This is a genomic window from Pantoea sp. SJZ147 (assembly GCF_007828605.1).
In the GTDB taxonomy this organism is placed as follows: domain Bacteria; phylum Pseudomonadota; class Gammaproteobacteria; order Enterobacterales; family Enterobacteriaceae; genus Pantoea; species Pantoea allii.
Genome location: NZ_VIVB01000002.1, coordinates 455,681 through 473,682 on the forward strand (window position 1 = coordinate 455,681; position 18,002 = coordinate 473,682).

Consider the following 18,002-nt stretch of genomic DNA (forward strand, 5'->3'; position numbering starts at 1 on the left):
TAACTATGACGTTATTTACCTTGTTACTGGTTTTAGGTTGGGAGCGGCTGTTTAAGCTGGGGGAGCACTGGCAACTGGATCATCGGCTTGAGCCCTTTTTCCGCGGTCGTCGGCACTTTTCTGTTATGCGCACCCTGTTGATGCTGTTTGTGGTGATAGTGCTGACCGCGCTGGTGGTATGGAGCCTGAAAGGCATTCTGTTTGGTATCCCTCAACTCGTGTTCTGGATTGTCGTGGGATTATTGTGCATCGGTGCCGGTGTGGTGCGTCAGCATTATCATGCCTATCTGCAGGCCGCGAGCCGTGATGAAGCCGCAGCGCATCAGGCAATGGCAGCAGAATTAACCCTGATCCACGGCGTGCCAGTTGAATGCAGTGAACGCGAATTTTTACGTGAGTTACAAAACGCCCTCATCTGGATTAACTTCCGTTTTTATCTGGCACCGATGTTCTGGTTTGTGGTGGGAGGCGCGTGGGGCCCGGTTTTGCTGGTGGGTTACGCTTTTTTACGGGCCTGGCAAAGCTGGCTGGCAAAACACTGTACGCCGATGGCGCGTGCGCAATCCGGCGTGGACAGCATTTTGCATCTGGTTGACTGGATTCCGGTGCGGCTGGCGGGCGTGGCCTATGCGCTGCTCGGCCACGGAGAGAAGGCGTTACCTGCCTGGTTTGCATCATTAACCGACAGGCACCGCTCTCAGTACCATGTGCTAACCACGCTGGCGCAGTTTTCCCTGGCCCGCGATCCACACAGCGATAAGGTCGCTACGCCACGTGTTGCGGTGGCGCTGGCGAAGCGTATTTCGCTGGTGTTAGTCGTGGTGGTTGCGCTCCTGACCATCTACGGCACGCTGGTGTGATCGGCAGGTGGCACGCCAAAATCCGGTGTGCCATCTTCTCGCCAGTGTATATATTTCAGGCGCGTGTGACGATTACCATCCCACAGAGGGTTCCCTTCAATTTCCGTATAGTTGCGCGCATGGTAGACCAGCAGATCGCGTCCGCTTTCATCCTGTGTAAAGCAACTGTGCCCTGGCCCGTACTGGCGATTTTCCCAACTGGTCGAGAATACCGGTCGCGCTGACTTTTGCCAGGCTAGCGCGTTCAACGGATCGGCGTCACGCTGAATAGACAGCAGGCCCATACAGTAATTTTCATCCGTTGCGCTGGCCGAATACGTAATGAAAAGCCGATCGCCATACACAATCGCTGCCGCCCCTTCATTAACACTAAAGCCCGCGCACTCCCATTCGTATTCCGGGCGGCTCAGCATCACCGGTTTACCTTTTAGCGTCCACGGATTGCGCAACTCCGCAAGGTAGAGGTTGGAATTACCCGGAATGCTGGGATCTTTCTGCGCCCATAAATACCAGTTTTTACCTTGATGAAAGAAGTGAGTGGCGTCCAGCGAGAAACTGTCGATGTGGCTTAAGACCTGGCGTGCAGGCTGCCAGCTGCCGCTGAGGGGATCCGCATCGTCGCAGACCAGTGCGTACATGCGGTGCTGAAACAGCCCGTCTTTGATGTCGCGTGAAGGGGCTGCGGCAAAATAGATGACCCACTGACCGTCAATATGGTGCAGCTCCGGTGCCCAAATCAACTCGCTAAAGGGGCCGATATCAGGCTTTTGCCATACCACAACCGGCTCTGCGTTGCGTAAGCCCATCAACGTGCTGGCACGACGGATTTCCAGACGATCGTATTCCGGTACGGAAGCAATGAAGTAATAGTGCTCTCCATGGCGCAGGATAAAAGGATCGGCACGTCGTTCGATAAAAGGGTTAGGCCAGTTCTCGCTCATTTCACTGCTCCCGTCTGGATCTCGCTGGTGTGTTGATCGTGTCCCGTCTGTACCGCTGTACGGCGCAGGGCAAGATCGCGTTGGATGGTTTGCATTAAGCTGCGATCCACTTTCATCAGCCGCACTACGCCGGCGGTAATCAAATAACCGATGCCCGGAATAATGGTAAACAGCAGCACGATCCCACTGATGGCATGCGCGGATTGCTGTTTCGCTCCGGCATCGTAGCCGTAAGCCGAGAGCAGAAAACCAACCATTGCACCTGCGACCGCCAGGCCCACCTTGAGGAAGAACAGGTTGCCGGAAAAGCTGATGCCGGTAATGCGCTTGCCGGTTTTCCACTCACCGTAGTCATCCACATCGGCCATAAGGGACCAATGCAAAGGCGAAGGAATCTGATGGAGGATATTCAGCAGGAAGTAGGCGATGACCACCGTGACGGTGGCATGGGGATCGAGCCAGTAAAAACCACTGGAGAACAACGCGAGGGCAATATTGGTCCAGAAAAAGACCTTCAGCTTACACCAACGATCGGTCAGCACTTTTGCCAGCGTACTGCCTAGCATCATGCCCACCACACCAAGGCTGATAAACAGCGTAGCAAAGTGAGGGGTTTGGCCCATCACCCAGGTGACGTAGTACATGGTTGCCGCCATACGAATAAACCCAGGGCAGACGTTGCAGAACGTCAGCAGCAGGATGCGCACCCACTGATCATTCTTCCACACGTCACGCAAATCGTGTTTCAGGTCATCATTTGTCGGCACGGCAGGGTGAATACGTTCACGGACGTTGGCGAAACAGAACAGGAACATCGCTAATCCCACCAGCGCCAGTACGCCCATCGCCATTTGATAGCCGCGCGCTTTATTCTCGCCACCAAACCACTCAGCCATGGGCAGCAGCGACAGCGAGAGGATCAACGTGGCAATGCCCACCATCACAAAGCGATAGGACTGACAGGACACGCGCTCACCGGGATCGTTGGTAATCACGCCGCCCAGCGAGCAATAGGGGATGTTAATCGCAGTGTAGGTCAGGGACATGAAAAAATAGGTGACAAACGCCCAAATAACCTTGCTGTGGTAGCTCCAGTCAGGTGTCGTAAACATCAGCACACTGAATATGACATAGGGCACCGATACCCAGAGCAGCCAGGGGCGAAAGCGTCCCCAGCGACTTTTGGTGCGGTCGGCAATAGCGCCCATTATCGGATCGGTGATGGCATCAAGAATCCGGACAGAGAGTAACAGTACACCGACCAATGCCGGGGCTAAGCCAAACACATCAGTATAGAAATAGCTGAGAAACAACATGACGGCACCGCCAATCATATTGCATCCGGCATCACCCATGCCGTAGCCCAGCTTTTCTCTGAACGAGAGCGTTTTACCTGTCATTATTGTTTCCTGCAGAAGGATTAAACAGAAAAGGATTATTAATGTTTAATCAGCAGGATGAGCGGCAATAAATCGTTGCGATGATGGACAAAACAGCCATGGAGAGAGAAGTGTGAACAGCGTCGGGTTTAACGACTGCCCACCCGCTTAAACATGCGCGCGGGTGGGCAGCGCTATCAGGCTTTTTGCGTTTTATTTTTAATTACATAACCAACAGCAAGGATGACCAGCCAGACAGGGATTAACCATACGGAAATGGCCATGCCCGGTGTCATCGCCATCAGGACCAGAATTCCGCCCAGGAAAACCAGGCAAATCCAGTTACCCAGTGGATACAGAACGGCCTTGAAGCGGGTCGTCACGCCCTGCTGATTTTTCTTTTTACGGAATTTCAGGTGCGCCAGGCTAATCATCGCCCAGTTGATAACCAGCGCAGAAACGACCAGCGACATCAACAGACCAAACGCTTCACCCGGCATCAGGAAGTTGAGCAGCACACACAGGGCAGTCGCAACGGCTGACACCAGAATACTCATTACCGGCACGCCGCGACGGTCAACGTTCAGCAGCGCTTTAGGCGCATTTCCCTGCTGTGCCAGACCAAACAGCATACGACTGTTACAGTAAACGCAGCTGTTATAGACCGACAGGGCGGCCGTCAGGATGACCACGTTCAGGGCATTCGCAACCATCGCATCGCCCAGTTCATGGAAAATAAACACGAAAGGGCTGGTGTCTTCGGTTACGCGCGTCCACGGCATCAAAGAAAGCAGTACCGCCAGCGAGCCGATATAGAAAATCAGGATACGCCACAGCACCTGATTGGTCGCCTTAGGGATCGTGGTTTCCGGGTTATCCGCTTCCGCCGCCGTAATTCCCACCAGTTCCAGCCCACCAAACGAAAACATGATAATCGCCATGACCATCACCAGTCCGCCCAGGCCATTAGGCAGAAAGCCGCCGTGCTCCCACAGGTTGCGCACGGTTGCCTGTGGACCGCCGGTACCGCTAAACAGCAGCCAGCCGCCGAACAGGATCATCGCAATAACCGCAATCACCTTGATAATGGCGAACCAAAATTCCATCTCACCAAACACTTTTACGTTGGTCAGGTTAACGGCATTGATCAGCACAAAGAAGATCGCGGCTGAGGCCCAGGTAGGAAAATCAGGCCACCAGAACTGAATATATTTACCGACGGCACTCAACTCGGCCATCGCCACCAGCACATACAGAACCCAGTAGTTCCAGCCCGATGCAAAACCAGCAAAGTTACCCCAGTATTTATAGGCGAAATGACTGAAGCTACCGGCTACCGGCTCTTCAACCACCATTTCACCAAGTTGGCGCATAATTAAAAAAGCGATAAATCCGGCAATGGCATAGCCTAAAATAACGGCTGGCCCTGCCGATTTGATGACCGACGCGCTGCCCAGAAACAGGCCGGTTCCCACTGCACCACCCAGGGCAATCAACTGAATATGGCGGTTTTTTAAACCGCGCTTCAGCGATTCGCCGTGCTGTTGTTCCATACACACCTCGTGATGTTGTTATTCTTCGCTGCAGTGCAAGCTGACTGTAAAGAATTGATTACATTAACGACTGATATTTTTAGGGTATCTGACTTGCGTAATGAAGCCAGTTGTAGCCTGGGGACCAGAATAGTGATAAGCGCAGGGCTTTGCACCTGCTTTCGCTTTAGCGGTCACGAGTTGCCTGAAAAAGAAGCAACCAGGTGGAATCCATAGCGATTGGCGATAAAGAAAAAGGCTCCGGCTCGGTCAAAAACCGCACAGCCAGCTAAATCGGTTTAACTGCCGACGTTATGTAATTTTTAGTAAAAGTTAAAAAAATTAACATTCCGCTAACGCCCGGCTTTCCACTTTTTAACTCTACAGTTATGGCAGCCACGCCGCATTCCTTCACTTTAATGTCACAGATGCCGTATAGACACAAGGTGAATACTTTGTTACTTTACGGGCACCTTTTTTGAATTGGTATTACCAATTTACTTTGTCAGACAGGCACATTTAAGAAGGGAAGATGGCTTACAGTAAGATTCGTCAACCCAAACTCTGCGATGCAATTGAGCAGCAACTTGAATCCCTGATCATGGAAGGGACGCTTCAGCCGGGAGAGAAGTTGCTTCCCGAGCGCGAACTCGCCAAACAATTCGATGTTTCACGTCCGTCTCTCCGCGAGGCAATCCAGCGTTTAGAAGCGAAAGGATTGTTACTTCGCCGTCAGGGCGGCGGAACATTCGTACAGAAGCATCTCTGGCAGAGCATGAGCGATCCTCTCGTTGAGCTTCTCGCAGAACATCCGGAATCTCAGTTTGACCTGTTGGAAACGCGCCATGCTTTAGAAGGTATCGCGGCTTACTATGCCGCACTGCGTGGCACAGAAGAAGATTTACAGCGTATTCGCGACTGTCATCTTCATATACAGCAGGCGCAGGACAGCGGCGATCTCGACGCTGAAGCAGACGCAGTGATGAAGTATCAGATCGCTGTCACAGAAGCCGCCCATAATGTCGTGCTTTTGCATTTGCTACGATCAATGGGCCCTATGCTGGAACAGAACGTTCGACAGAATTTTGAATTGCTCTACTCGCGCCGGGAAATGCTGGCGAAAGTGAGCGGTCACCGCGCCAGAATTTTTGAGGCGATTGTGGCTCGTGAGCCGGAACAAGCACGCGAGGCTTCACACCGTCACCTGGCGTTCATTGAGGAAATCTTGCTGGACAGAAGTCGGGAGCAGAGCCGTCGAGAACGCTCCCTGCGTCGTTTACAGCAACGTAAGGAATAACGTGCGGCAAAGATCGTGCGGACATGTGCGACGAGCCTGTCTCCCTGACGTTAACAGGCTCCCGATTTTTCAACGTATTAGACACAGATAAGGAATACCCCCCATGTCAGAACGTTTACACAATGACGTGGATCCGATTGAAACTCGTGACTGGCTACAGGCGATCGAATCGGTCATCCGTGAAGAAGGTGTTGAACGTGCACAGTATCTGATTGATCAGGTACTGAGTGCAGCCCGCAAAGGCGGTGTGAAAGTTGCTGGCGGTGCTGCCGCAATCAGTAACTACATCAACTCTATTGCCGTTGAAGATGAACCGGACTATCCGGGCAACACCTCACTTGAACGTCGTATCCGTTCCGCCATCCGCTGGAACGCCATCGTGTCAGTGCTGCGTGCATCGAAAAAAGATTTGGAACTGGGTGGTCACCTCTCCTCCTTCCAGTCTTCCGCCACCATTTATGAAGTGTGCTTTAACCACTTCTTCCGGGCGCGCAGCGAAAAAGATGGCGGTGATCTGGTTTACTTCCAGGGCCACATTTCGCCAGGCATTTACTCACGTGCCTTCCTTGAAGGTCGTCTGACTGAAGAGCAGATGGATAACTTCCGTCAGGAAGTTGACGGTAAAGGTCTGTCTTCTTATCCGCATCCAAAACTGATGCCGGAATTCTGGCAGTTCCCGACCGTCTCAATGGGCCTGGGTCCACTGAATGCAATTTATCAGGCTAAATTCCTGAAATATCTGGAACACCGTGGCCTGAAAGAGACGTCGGGCCAAACCGTTTATGCCTTCCTGGGCGACGGCGAGATGGATGAGCCAGAATCGAAAGGTGCGATTACCATCGCCACCCGTGAAAAACTGGATAACCTGGTCTTCATCATCAACTGTAACCTGCAGCGCCTGGATGGACCGGTAACCGGTAACGGCAAGATCATCAATGAGCTGGAAGGCATTTTTGCCGGTGCTGGCTGGGAAGTGATCAAGGTTATCTGGGGCGGTCGTTGGGATGAACTGCTGCGCAATGACACCAGCGGTAAGCTGATCCAGCTGATGAACGAAACCGTTGATGGCGACTACCAGACCTTTAAATCCCGCGACGGCGCTTATGTGCGTGAGCACTTCTTCGGCAAATATCCGGAAACCGCAGCCCTGGTGAAAGACTGGTCAGACGATGAGATCTGGTCACTGAACCGCGGCGGTCACGATCCGAAGAAAATCTATGCGGCCCTGAAAAAAGCGCAAGACACCAAGGGCAAGCCGGTGCTGATTCTGGCACATACCATTAAAGGTTATGGTATGGGCGACACGGCCGAAGGTAAAAACATCGCGCACCAGGTCAAGAAGATGAACATGGATGGCGTTCGCTACATCCGCGATCGCTTCAACGTGCCGGTAGAAGACGACAAGATCGAATCTCTGCCTTACATCACCTTCGATAAAGGCTCTGAAGAGTACAACTACCTGCACGGCCAGCGTGAGAAGTTAGGTGGTTACCTGCCATCACGTCAGCCGAAGTTCACTGAAAAGCTGGAAATGCCAGCGCTGGAAGAGTTCGGTGCGCTGCTTGAAGAGCAGAACAAAGAGATCTCGACCACCATCGCGTTTGTGCGTGCCCTGAATGTGATGCTGAAGAACAAGTCGATCAAAGATCGCCTGGTACCGATTCTTGCTGATGAAGCACGTACTTTCGGTATGGAAGGTCTGTTCCGTCAGATTGGTATCTACAGCCCGAACGGTCAGCAGTACACGCCGCAGGACCGCGAGCAGGTGGCTTACTATAAAGAAGACGAGAAAGGTCAGATTTTGCAGGAAGGGATCAACGAGCTGGGCGCAGGTTCATCCTGGCTGGCGGCGGCGACCTCTTACAGCACCAACAACCTGCCGATGATTCCGTTCTACATCTATTATTCGATGTTCGGCTTCCAGCGTATTGGCGATCTGATGTGGCTGGCGGGCGACCAACAGGCACGTGGCTTCCTGGTCGGCGGTACATCAGGCCGTACCACATTGAACGGTGAAGGTTTGCAGCATGAAGATGGTCACAGCCATATTCAGTCTCTGACGATTCCAAACTGTATCTCCTACGATCCGTCATATGCCTACGAAGTAGCCGTCATCATGCATGATGGCCTCGTCCGTATGTACGGCGAAGCGCAGGAAAATATCTATTACTACATCACCACGCTGAACGAAAACTACCACATGCCAGCGATGCCGAAAGGTGCCGAGGAAGGTATCCGTAAAGGTATCTATAAGCTGGAAACCGTGGACGGTAGCAAAGGTAAAGTTCAGCTGTTGGGCTCAGGCTCTATTCTGCGCCATGTACGTGAAGCCGCCCAGATCCTGGCGACCGATTACGGCATCGGTTCAGACGTTTACAGCGTTACCTCGTTCACCGAACTGGCCCGCGATGGTCAGGATTGTGAGCGCTGGAACATGCTGCATCCAACGGAAGCACCTCGCGTGCCTTACATCGCTCAGGTGATGAACGAAGCACCTGCCGTGGCGTCAACCGACTACATGAAGCTGTTTGCTGAGCAGGTTCGCAGCTATGTGCCGTCAAGCGATTACCGCGTGCTGGGTACGGATGGTTTTGGCCGCTCTGACAGCCGTGAAAATCTGCGTCACCACTTTGAAGTGGATGCATCTTACGTTGTGGTTGCCGCGCTGGGTGAACTGGCTAAACGTGGCGAAATCGATAAGAAAGTCGTGGCGGATGCGATCGTGAAGTTCAAGATCGATGCCGATAAAGTTAACCCGCGTCTGGCTTAAGAGGTAACAGAGTAATGGCTATTGAAATCAAGGTACCAGATATCGGGTCAGACGAAGTTGAAGTCACCGAAATTCTGGTCAAGGTTGGCGACAAGGTGGAAGCCGAGCAGTCGCTGATCACCGTGGAAGGCGATAAAGCCTCGATGGAAGTTCCCTCGCCGCAGGCCGGTGTGGTGAAAGAGATCAAAATCGCGACCGGCGACAAAGTAGAAACCGGCTCGCTAATCATGATGTTTGACGCAGACGATGCTGCAGAAGCCGCACCCGCGCCAGCGCAGGAGAAAAAAGCAGACGCAGCGCCAGCCGCTGCACCTGCCAGCGCCAGCAAAGACGTTAACGTACCGGATATCGGCGGCGACGAAGTTGAAGTCACCGAGATCCTGGTAAAAGTGGGCGACAAGGTAGAAGCTGAGCAATCGCTGATTGTGGTTGAAGGCGACAAAGCATCGATGGAAGTTCCGGCGCCGTTCGCGGGCGTGGTGAAAGAGATCATTATTACCACCGGCGATAAAGTGAATACCGGTTCTCACATCATGGTATTTGAAGCAGAAGGCGCTGCGCCTGCTGCTGATGCTAAGCCAGAAGTAAAAGAAGACGCGGCGGCTGCGCCAGCAGCAGCGGCTGGCGCAAAAGACGTCAATGTACCGGATATCGGTGGCGATGAAGTCGAAGTCACCGACGTGTTGGTGAAGGTGGGCGATAAAGTCGAGGCTGAGCAGTCACTGATTGTGGTGGAAGGCGATAAAGCCTCGATGGAAGTTCCTGCACCTTTCGCCGGTACGGTCAAAGCGCTGAAAGTCGCTACTGGCGATAAAGTCAGCACCGGCTCGCTGATTATGGTGTTTGAAGTGGAAGGCGCAGCGCCAGCCGCTGCACCTGCTGCCAAAAAAGAGGCAGCACCTGCGCCAGCGGCGGCGGCGGAATCTAAGCCTGCGGCTCCTGCTGCTGCGAAAGCAGACAGCAAAGGTGAGTTTGCCGAGAACGATGCCTATGTACATGCCACGCCGGTCATTCGTCGTCTGGCACGTGAATTTGGCGTGAATCTGGCGAAAGTGAAAGGCTCGGGCCGTAAGGGCCGTATCCTGAAAGAAGACGTTCAGGCTTACGTGAAAGATGCGGTGAAACGTGCAGAAGCCGCGCCAGCCGCTGCCAGCGGTGGTGGCCTGCCCGGCATGCTGCCATGGCCGAAGGTTGACTTCAGCAAGTTTGGTGAAATCGAAGAAGTGGAACTGGGCCGTATCCAGAAAATCTCGGGTGCGAACCTGAGCCGTAACTGGGTGATGATCCCGCACGTTACGCACTTTGATAAAACCGATATCACCGAGCTGGAAGCCTTCCGTAAACAACAGAACGCCGAAGCTGAGAAGCGTAAACTGGATGTGAAATACACGCCTGTTGTCTTCATCATGAAAGCGGTCGCTGCGGCGCTTGAGCAGATGCCACGCTTCAACAGTTCACTGTCTGAAGATGCGCAGAAGCTGACGTTGAAAAAGTACATCAACATCGGTGTGGCAGTTGATACGCCAAATGGCCTGGTTGTTCCGGTGTTTAAAGACGTGAACAAAAAGGGCATCACCGAGCTGTCTCGTGAGCTGATGGCGATCTCTAAAAAGGCGCGCGATGGCAAACTGACCGCTGGCGATATGCAGGGCGGCTGTTTCACCATCTCCAGCCTTGGCGGCCTGGGAACCACCCACTTTGCGCCGATCGTTAACGCGCCAGAAGTGGCCATCCTTGGCGTGTCGAAGTCAGCGATGGAGCCAGTATGGAACGGTAAAGAGTTTGCACCGCGTCTGATGATGCCAATCTCTCTGTCCTTCGATCACCGGGTTATTGACGGTGCAGATGGGGCACGTTTCATTACCATTGTTGGCAATATGCTGTCAGATATTCGTCGTCTGGTTATGTAAAACGCGCAAAAGGCCGGCAAATGCCGGCCTTTTTGTAACATTCAGGGCACCGCGGTTGGCAGTTTATTAACAATTCTGTAAACTCTTGCGGTGAACATGTCCCGGTGGAATAAGGACATTATGAGCCTATTCCATTAGGCATAATTGGCGTAGTCAGATTGAGTCACTGCCGCGCAAACCCGATAGCCGTGGGTTTGCAGCAGCATACGCAATATGGCCAGTTAACTAGCCTAATGGGATAGGCTCAGCGTCTGACCCGCCGGAAATCCAATAAGAGGTCATGATGAGTACAGAGATTAAAACTCAGGTCGTGGTACTTGGGGCAGGTCCTGCAGGTTACTCTGCAGCCTTTCGTTGCGCTGACTTAGGTCTGGAAACCGTACTGGTTGAGCGCTACAGCACCCTCGGCGGTGTCTGTCTGAACGTAGGCTGTATCCCGTCTAAAGCGCTGCTGCACGTTGCTAAAGTGATTGAAGAAGCGAAAGCGCTGGAAGAACACGGCATTGTGTTTGGTCAGCCGCAAACGGATATCAACAAAATCCGCAGCTGGAAAGAGAAAGTCATTAACCAGCTGACTGGCGGCCTGTCAGGCATGGCCAAAGGTCGTAAAGTTACTGTGGTTAACGGCCTGGGTAAATTTACCGGTGCGAATACACTGGTCGTCGAAGGTGAAGGTGGGGCAACCACGATTAACTTCGATAACGCCATCATCGCTGCAGGTTCACGTCCAATCGAACTGCCATTCATTCCTCATGAAGATCCACGCGTGTGGGATTCTACCGATGCGCTGGAACTGAAAGAAGTGCCTAAGCGTCTTCTGGTCATGGGCGGCGGCATTATCGGTCTGGAAATGGCCACCGTTTACCATGCGCTGGGTTCAGAGATCGACGTGGTTGAAATGTTTGACCAGGTTATCCCGGCTGCGGATAAAGACGTGGTTAAAGTCTTCACCAAGCGTATCAGCAAGAAATTTAACCTGATGCTGGAAACCAAGGTCACCGCCGTTGAAGCTAAAGACGACGGTATCTACGTTTCAATGGAAGGCAAAAAAGCGCCAGGCGAAGCCCAGCGTTATGATGCCGTTCTGGTGGCGATTGGTCGTGTGCCAAACGGTAAAGGCATGGACGCTGACAAAGCTGGCGTTGAAGTCGACGACCGTGGCTTTATCCGCGTTGACAAGCAAATGCGTACCAACGTGCCGCACATCTACGCGATCGGCGATATCGTCGGTCAGCCGATGCTGGCGCACAAAGGCGTGCATGAAGGCCACGTGGCTGCAGAAGTCATTTCAGGTCTGAAGCACTACTTCGATCCGAAAGTGATCCCATCCATTGCCTATACTGAGCCAGAAGTTGCCTGGGTCGGTCTGACCGAGAAAGAAGCGAAAGAGAAAGGCATCAGCTATGAAACCGCCACGTTCCCGTGGGCGGCATCAGGCCGTGCAATTGCTTCTGACTGTGCAGACGGCATCACCAAACTGATTTTCGACAAAGAAACCCACCGCGTTATCGGTGGTGCCATTGTCGGCACCAACGGCGGTGAGCTGCTGGGTGAAATTGGTCTGGCTATTGAAATGGGCTGTGATGCAGAAGATATCGCACTGACCATTCATGCCCACCCAACCCTGCATGAGTCAGTAGGACTGGCGGCTGAGATCTTTGAAGGCAGCATCACTGATTTGCCTAACGCGAAAGCGAAAAAGAAATAAGTCTCAGGACAGAAATAGCGGCCCCTTATGGGGCCGTTTTTTTATGGTTTCTTTTAATTCGGATAAGTAAACGAATAAAGGAAAGGGCGCCTGCGCGAACACATTCACACTGGCAAAAATGGCGGAGTTACCCCCGCCATTAACGAAGTTTTTACTGCCTGGTTTCGTAATTCAAGACAGCCGAAAGTTCAGCGCTCATTATTCTGAGGCGAAGTTCACATAATGAACTTCGGTTCGATAAGCTCAAACCTAAAAGAATTAACCCGCTAATAACAAGTAAACCGTATTTCGACTTCATGGTGGCACCTCTCTTGATTTTTATCGAGTGAGGGACTACCCTGACAGTGTTGAGGTGTTAGGGTGGTTCCCCCGCTCGCATTCGATGAATAGTGAATGTGAGCGGTTCCTTCCTCTTTCCACCTCAGGTTCTCACCCAAAGCAAAAAGCCTCAGGCGCCCAACCGCAGTCTACCCATTGATTATTTTATTGTCTCTGTGCTTTTAACTAATTTATGGTTGTTATTTTCTACTTTAATGATTAATGAAAGTCTCTACGTTTAATTGATTATGCCTGACGTGATTCTTAACATTAATTTCCTGGTGAGTGGTTTAAAATAATTTCGTCACTGTTATCACCTTGTCATGAAATTGGGTTAATTACTCACTTCATTATTATTAAAACGTAGCCAGTCAATAAAATGACGTAAAGGTGCTGAGACATAGCGCCTGCCGGGATAGTAAAGCCAGAATCCTTCCGCATTGCCTGTAAAGTCACTTAATAGCTCAACGAGTTCGCCACGTTGCAGGCTAGGATTCACGGCTGCCTGTTGCAGAAATGCGATGCCTGCGCCCGCGACAGTGGCCTGCAAAATCCGCGCGTTGTTGTCCAGTACCAATGGGCCACGTACGGCGATCTCCTGTTTTTTTCCTGCGTTCCAGAATTCCCAGCGATAGCGTCGGCCACTGGGAAAACGCCGTTCGATACAGGGAAACTGAAGCAGTTCATCCGGTGTTTGCGGTGTACCATGACGTTCGATAAACGCCGGGCTTGCGACCACCAGGGTGCGCATTGCCGGACCAAAGGGCAGGGCGATCATGTCCTGTGCCAGCACATCGCCGTAGCGAATACCTGCATCAAAACCCGCTTCCAGGATATCGACCAGTGCATCGTTACTGTCAATTTCCAGCGTGATGTCCGGGTACTGCTGGATAAACGGCAGAATCAAGCTATCAAAAAACAGCGCTTCTGCAGAACGCGGCATATTGAGCTTTAGCGTGCCGTGCGGACGGGCACGCCAGTCATTAAGCTCATCTACCGCCTGCGACAGATCGACCAGCGCGGGTTGGATACGCTGCAGAAAATATTCGCCCGCTTCGGTCAGTGAGACACTGCGTGTGGTGCGGTTAAGCAGTCTTACGCCGAGCCGTTGCTCAAAATGGCGCATGGCGTGGCTCAGCGCCAACGGCGTAACGTTACGCGCCTGTGCAGCCTTACGAAAGCTACGGTGGTGCGCGATGGCGCTGAACATTTCCAGTTCCTGCAGGGTTGCCCGCGAGAGTGTCATTGATGAGTTTTCCTCACTGAATCGGCAAAAATAGCGCAATTGTTGTTGTGATTGTTGAGGATTATAACAATAACACCGCAACAATAATGAGGAAGATGTCATGCAACAACGTCAATTAGGCAATCAGGGTTTACGGGTATCGGCGCTCGGACTGGGCTGTATGGGAATGACCTTTGCCTACGGCAACACCGATGAGCAGCAGGCATTGAATACGTTGTCCCGCGCGTTTGAACTGGGCGTCAACTTTCTGGATACCGCCGAGATCTATGGTCCCTTTACCAACGAAGCGCTGATTGCCAAAGCCATTAAAGGCCGCCGTGATAGCGTGACGATTGCGACGAAATTTGGTTTCAATATTACCGGTGCAGGTCAGGGCTGGGAGAACATTACCGGCGTGAACAGCCAGCCGCAGCATATTCGCGAAGCCGTCGAGGGATCGTTAACGCGTCTGGGCACCGATCATATTGATCTGCTTTATCAACATCGTTTTGATCCTGCCGTGCCGATTGAGGATGTTGTGGGCACCATGGCGGATTTGATTCAAGAAGGCAAAGTGCGTTACCTCGGACTGTCAGAGGTGTCCGCAGCAACGCTTCGCCGTGCCTGTGCGGTACATCCCATATCGGCTTTACAAAGCGAGTACTCACTTTGGACTCGCGATCCGGAGCAGGGCATTCTTGCTACCTGTCGCGAACTGAATGTGGGTTTTGTACCTTACAGTCCACTAGGGCGGGGTTTCCTGACCGGCAAGCTGGCATCCGTGGCGGATCTTGACCAAAGTGATTTCCGCCGCAGTTTGCCGCGCTTTCAACAGCAGGCACAGGAACATAACCAAAAGTTAGTTGATCAATTGACAGAGGTCGCACGGGGTTATGGTATTTCTGCGGCGCAGCTGGCGCTGGCGTGGGTTTTAGGCAAAGGCGAGGATATCGTGCCGATTCCGGGAGCGAGTAAGGTCCACCATCTTGAAGAAAACTGCGCGGCTGCGGCAGTCGTCGTGAAAGACACCGATAGTGATTATCTGGATGGGTTGTTTGCGCCGGAAAACGTTAGCGGTGCGCGCTATGTCAGCGCTGAATTTGGCATGATCGATCGCTAATCCGGGCGCGGCATTCCATTGTTAACAGGCAGGGCTTTACGCCCTGCTTTTTTTCGTTTACACCGCATTAGGCAGCTCATTCTGCTGAAGAAAACGCTAATGTTGCTTTTTTGTAAACAGATTAACAAGGCGGCTAAATCCTGCTATGCTGCCCCACGCGGAACCGGGCACCTTACCCTACTCATGGAATGCGTTGTCATCAGGGTGCACCGGAAACCCATACAATGAGAGCGAGGAGAACGTCGTGCTAGAAGAATACCGTAAGCACGTTGCCGAGCGTGCTGCCCTGGGGATTGTACCTAAGCCATTAGATGCTTCCCAGATGGCCGCGCTGGTTGAACTGCTAAAAAATCCACCTGCGGGTGAAGAAGAATTTTTGACCGATTTGTTGGTCAACCGCGTACCACCCGGCGTCGATGAAGCGGCGTATGTTAAAGCAGGTTTCCTGGCTGCTGTCGCCAAAGGCGAAACAACCTCTCCTCTGGTATCTCCTGAAAAAGCCATCGAACTGCTCGGTACCATGCAGGGCGGCTATAACATCCATCCTCTGATTGAAGCACTGGATGATGCCAGACTGGCACCGATCGCAGCAAAAGCGCTTTCTCATACGTTACTGATGTTTGACAGCTTTTACGACGTTGAAGAAAAAGCGAAAGCGGGCAATGCCCATGCGAAGCAGGTGATGCAGTCCTGGGCTAATGCCGAATGGTATCTGTCACGTCCTGAGCTGGCTGAAAAAATCACCGTTACGGTTTTCAAAGTCACTGGCGAAACCAATACCGACGACCTGTCTCCGGCACCTGATGCCTGGTCACGTCCGGATATCCCTCTTCATGCCCTGGCGATGCTAAAAAATGCCCGTGAAGGTATTGAGCCGGATGAAGCGGGTAATATCGGACCGATTAAACAGATCGAAGCGCTGCAGGCCAAAGGTTTTCCTCTGGCTTATGTGGGTGACGTTGTGGGTACGGGTTCATCACGTAAATCTGCCACCAACTCGGTGCTGTGGTTTATGGGTGATGACATCCCTAATGTGCCTAACAAAAAAGGCGGTGGTGTTGTCTTAGGCGGCAAAATTGCCCCTATCTTCTTCAACACGATGGAAGACGCCGGCGCGCTGCCAATTGAAGTGGACGTTAACGACCTGAATATGGGAGATGTCATTGATATCTATCCGTTTAAAGGCGAAGTCCGTCATCATGAAACCGGCGATCTGCTGGCAAGCTTTGAACTGAAGACAGACGTTCTGATTGATGAAGTGCGTGCCGGCGGCCGTATTCCACTAATCATCGGTCGTGGCCTGACCAGCAAAGCGCGTGAATCGCTTGGCCTGCCTGTCAGCGATGTGTTCCGCGTAGCGAAAGACGTCGCGGAAAGCTTACGTGGCTACTCACTGGCACAGAAAATGGTTGGCCGTGCCTGTGGCGTGGATGGCGTGCGTCCGGGAGCCTATTGCGAACCTAAAATGACGTCGGTGGGTTCTCAGGATACCACCGGTCCAATGACGCGCGATGAGCTGAAAGACCTGGCGTGCCTGGGCTTCTCTGCTGACCTGGTGATGCAGTCCTTCTGTCACACAGCGGCTTATCCTAAGCCTGTGGATGTAAGCACTCACCATACGCTGCCAGACTTCATCATGAACCGTGGCGGTGTTTCACTGCGTCCGGGTGATGGCGTTATTCACTCCTGGTTAAACCGCATGCTGCTGCCAGATACCGTGGGCACGGGTGGGGATTCCCACACGCGCTTCCCTATCGGTATTTCGTTCCCGGCAGGTTCTGGCCTGGTTGCCTTCGCGGCGGCTACCGGCGTTATGCCACTGGATATGCCTGAATCTGTGCTGGTCCGTTTCAAAGGTAAAATGGAGCCAGGCATTACGCTGCGCGATTTGGTTCACGCCATTCCGCTGTATGCCATCAAGCAGGGCCTGTTGACCGTTGAGAAGAAAGGTAAGAAAAACATCTTCTCCGGCCGCATCCTTGAAATCGAAGGTCTGCCGGATCTCAAAGTCGAGCAGGCATTTGAACTGACGGATGCCTCTGCTGAGCGCTCCGCTGCAGGCTGTACTATCAAGCTGGATCAGGCGCCGATCAAAGAGTATCTGACGTCCAACATTGTTCTGCTGAAATGGATGATCTCAGAAGGCTACGGCGATCGTCGTACGCTTGAGCGTCGTATTGATGGCATGGAAAAATGGCTGGCCGATCCACAGTTGCTCGAAGCCGACGCCGATGCAGAATATGCTGCGGTGATTGACATCGATCTGGCTGAGATCAAAGAGCCGATTCTGTGTGCGCCAAACGATCCTGATGACGCGCGTCTGCTGTCTGAAGTTCAGGGCGAAAAGATTGATGAAGTCTTTATCGGTTCGTGCATGACCAACATTGGTCACTTCCGTGCGGCAGGTAAGTTGCTGGACAGCCATAAAGGCCAGCTGCCAACCCGTCTGTGGGTCGCTCCACCGACCAAAATGGATGCGGCACAGCTGACGGAAGAAGGCTACTACAGCGTATTCGGTAAGAGTGGCGCGCGTATCGAGATCCCCGGCTGTTCACTGTGCATGGGTAACCAGGCACGCGTCGCCGATGGCGCAACGGTGGTATCGACCTCAACCCGTAACTTCCCGAACCGTCTGGGAACAGGAGCAAACGTCTACCTGGCGTCTGCCGAGCTGGCTGCGGTCTCATCGCTGTTAGGTAAGCTACCCACGCCGGACGAGTATCAGCAGTTTATGGCGCAGGTGGATAAAACAGCCAGTGATACTTATCGCTATCTCAACTTTGACCAGTTGAGCCAGTACACTGACAAAGCAGATGGCGTGATTTTCCAGACTGCCGTCTGATAGCTGACATTTATTGATCCATCGAAGAGGGACGCCCTGGCGTTCCTCTTTTTTTTATGTCTCACAAGACGATTATCAGGAATCAGGATGTGTGCGCTAA

11 protein-coding genes are annotated in these 18,002 nt (G+C 52.6%); 7 read left to right on the forward strand and 4 right to left on the reverse strand.

The window, feature by feature from the left end:
• Nucleotides 1-5 precede the first annotated feature (5 nt).
• On the forward strand, nt 6-860 hold the full coding sequence (gene ampE / locus FBY13_RS04780) for a beta-lactamase regulator AmpE (protein ID WP_145393622.1): 855 nt from the start codon (nt 6-8) through the stop codon (nt 858-860).
• Here the strand turns inward: ampE and FBY13_RS04785 are convergent.
• From FBY13_RS04785 to aroP, 3 genes are all read right to left on the reverse strand, one after another.
• Nucleotides 842-1,801 (reverse strand): family 43 glycosylhydrolase, encoded by a 960-nt coding sequence (locus FBY13_RS04785; protein WP_145393623.1) that lies wholly within the window; start codon nt 1,799-1,801, stop codon nt 842-844. The two genes, ampE and FBY13_RS04785, sit on opposite strands and share 19 nt — an antisense overlap.
• Nucleotides 1,798-3,201, reverse strand: a complete 1,404-nt coding sequence (locus tag FBY13_RS04790) for a glycoside-pentoside-hexuronide (GPH):cation symporter (RefSeq protein WP_145393624.1) — start codon at nt 3,199-3,201, stop codon at nt 1,798-1,800. Before FBY13_RS04790 ends, FBY13_RS04785 begins: the two co-directional genes overlap by 4 nt.
• Before the next feature lie 176 nt (nt 3,202-3,377).
• Nucleotides 3,378-4,733 carry an aromatic amino acid transporter AroP gene (gene aroP / locus FBY13_RS04795; RefSeq protein ID WP_145393625.1) on the reverse strand — a complete coding sequence of 452 codons (1,356 nt, stop codon included), beginning with the start codon at nt 4,731-4,733 and terminating at the stop codon, nt 3,378-3,380.
• A 511-nt stretch (nt 4,734-5,244) separates the two neighbouring features.
• Between aroP and pdhR the strand changes: the two genes are divergently transcribed.
• The 4 genes from pdhR (at nt 5,245) to lpdA (ending at nt 12,397) form a co-directional block, all read left to right on the forward strand.
• Complete coding sequence (pdhR, locus tag FBY13_RS04800; protein WP_063878426.1) at nt 5,245-6,009, forward strand: pyruvate dehydrogenase complex transcriptional repressor PdhR; 765 nt, start codon at nt 5,245-5,247, stop codon at nt 6,007-6,009.
• A 103-nt stretch (nt 6,010-6,112) separates the two neighbouring features.
• Nucleotides 6,113-8,779: a pyruvate dehydrogenase (acetyl-transferring), homodimeric type gene (aceE, locus tag FBY13_RS04805; protein WP_145393626.1), complete on the forward strand. Its 2,667-nt coding sequence runs from the start codon at nt 6,113-6,115 to the stop codon at nt 8,777-8,779.
• A 14-nt stretch (nt 8,780-8,793) separates the two neighbouring features.
• A complete protein-coding gene (aceF, locus tag FBY13_RS04810) occupies nt 8,794-10,689 on the forward strand; it encodes a pyruvate dehydrogenase complex dihydrolipoyllysine-residue acetyltransferase (protein WP_145393627.1) in 1,896 nt (631 codons plus the stop codon).
• Nucleotides 10,690-10,972: 283 nt separating this feature from the next.
• Nucleotides 10,973-12,397, forward strand: coding sequence for a dihydrolipoyl dehydrogenase (lpdA, locus tag FBY13_RS04815; RefSeq protein WP_063878429.1), 1,425 nt, complete (start codon nt 10,973-10,975; stop codon nt 12,395-12,397).
• A gap of 652 nt (nt 12,398-13,049) precedes the next feature.
• Here lpdA and FBY13_RS04820 read toward each other — a convergent pair.
• Nucleotides 13,050-13,961, reverse strand: coding sequence for a LysR family transcriptional regulator (locus FBY13_RS04820; protein ID WP_145393628.1), 912 nt, complete (start codon nt 13,959-13,961; stop codon nt 13,050-13,052).
• A 100-nt stretch (nt 13,962-14,061) separates the two neighbouring features.
• On the opposite strand from FBY13_RS04820, the gene FBY13_RS04825 reads away from it, so the two are divergent.
• Complete coding sequence (locus FBY13_RS04825; RefSeq protein ID WP_145393629.1) at nt 14,062-15,060, forward strand: aldo/keto reductase; 999 nt, start codon at nt 14,062-14,064, stop codon at nt 15,058-15,060.
• Between the two features lie 244 nt (nt 15,061-15,304).
• Nucleotides 15,305-17,902 (forward strand): bifunctional aconitate hydratase 2/2-methylisocitrate dehydratase, encoded by a 2,598-nt coding sequence (gene acnB / locus FBY13_RS04830; protein WP_145393630.1) that lies wholly within the window; start codon nt 15,305-15,307, stop codon nt 17,900-17,902.
• The last annotated feature ends 100 nt before the right edge of the window (nt 17,903-18,002 follow it).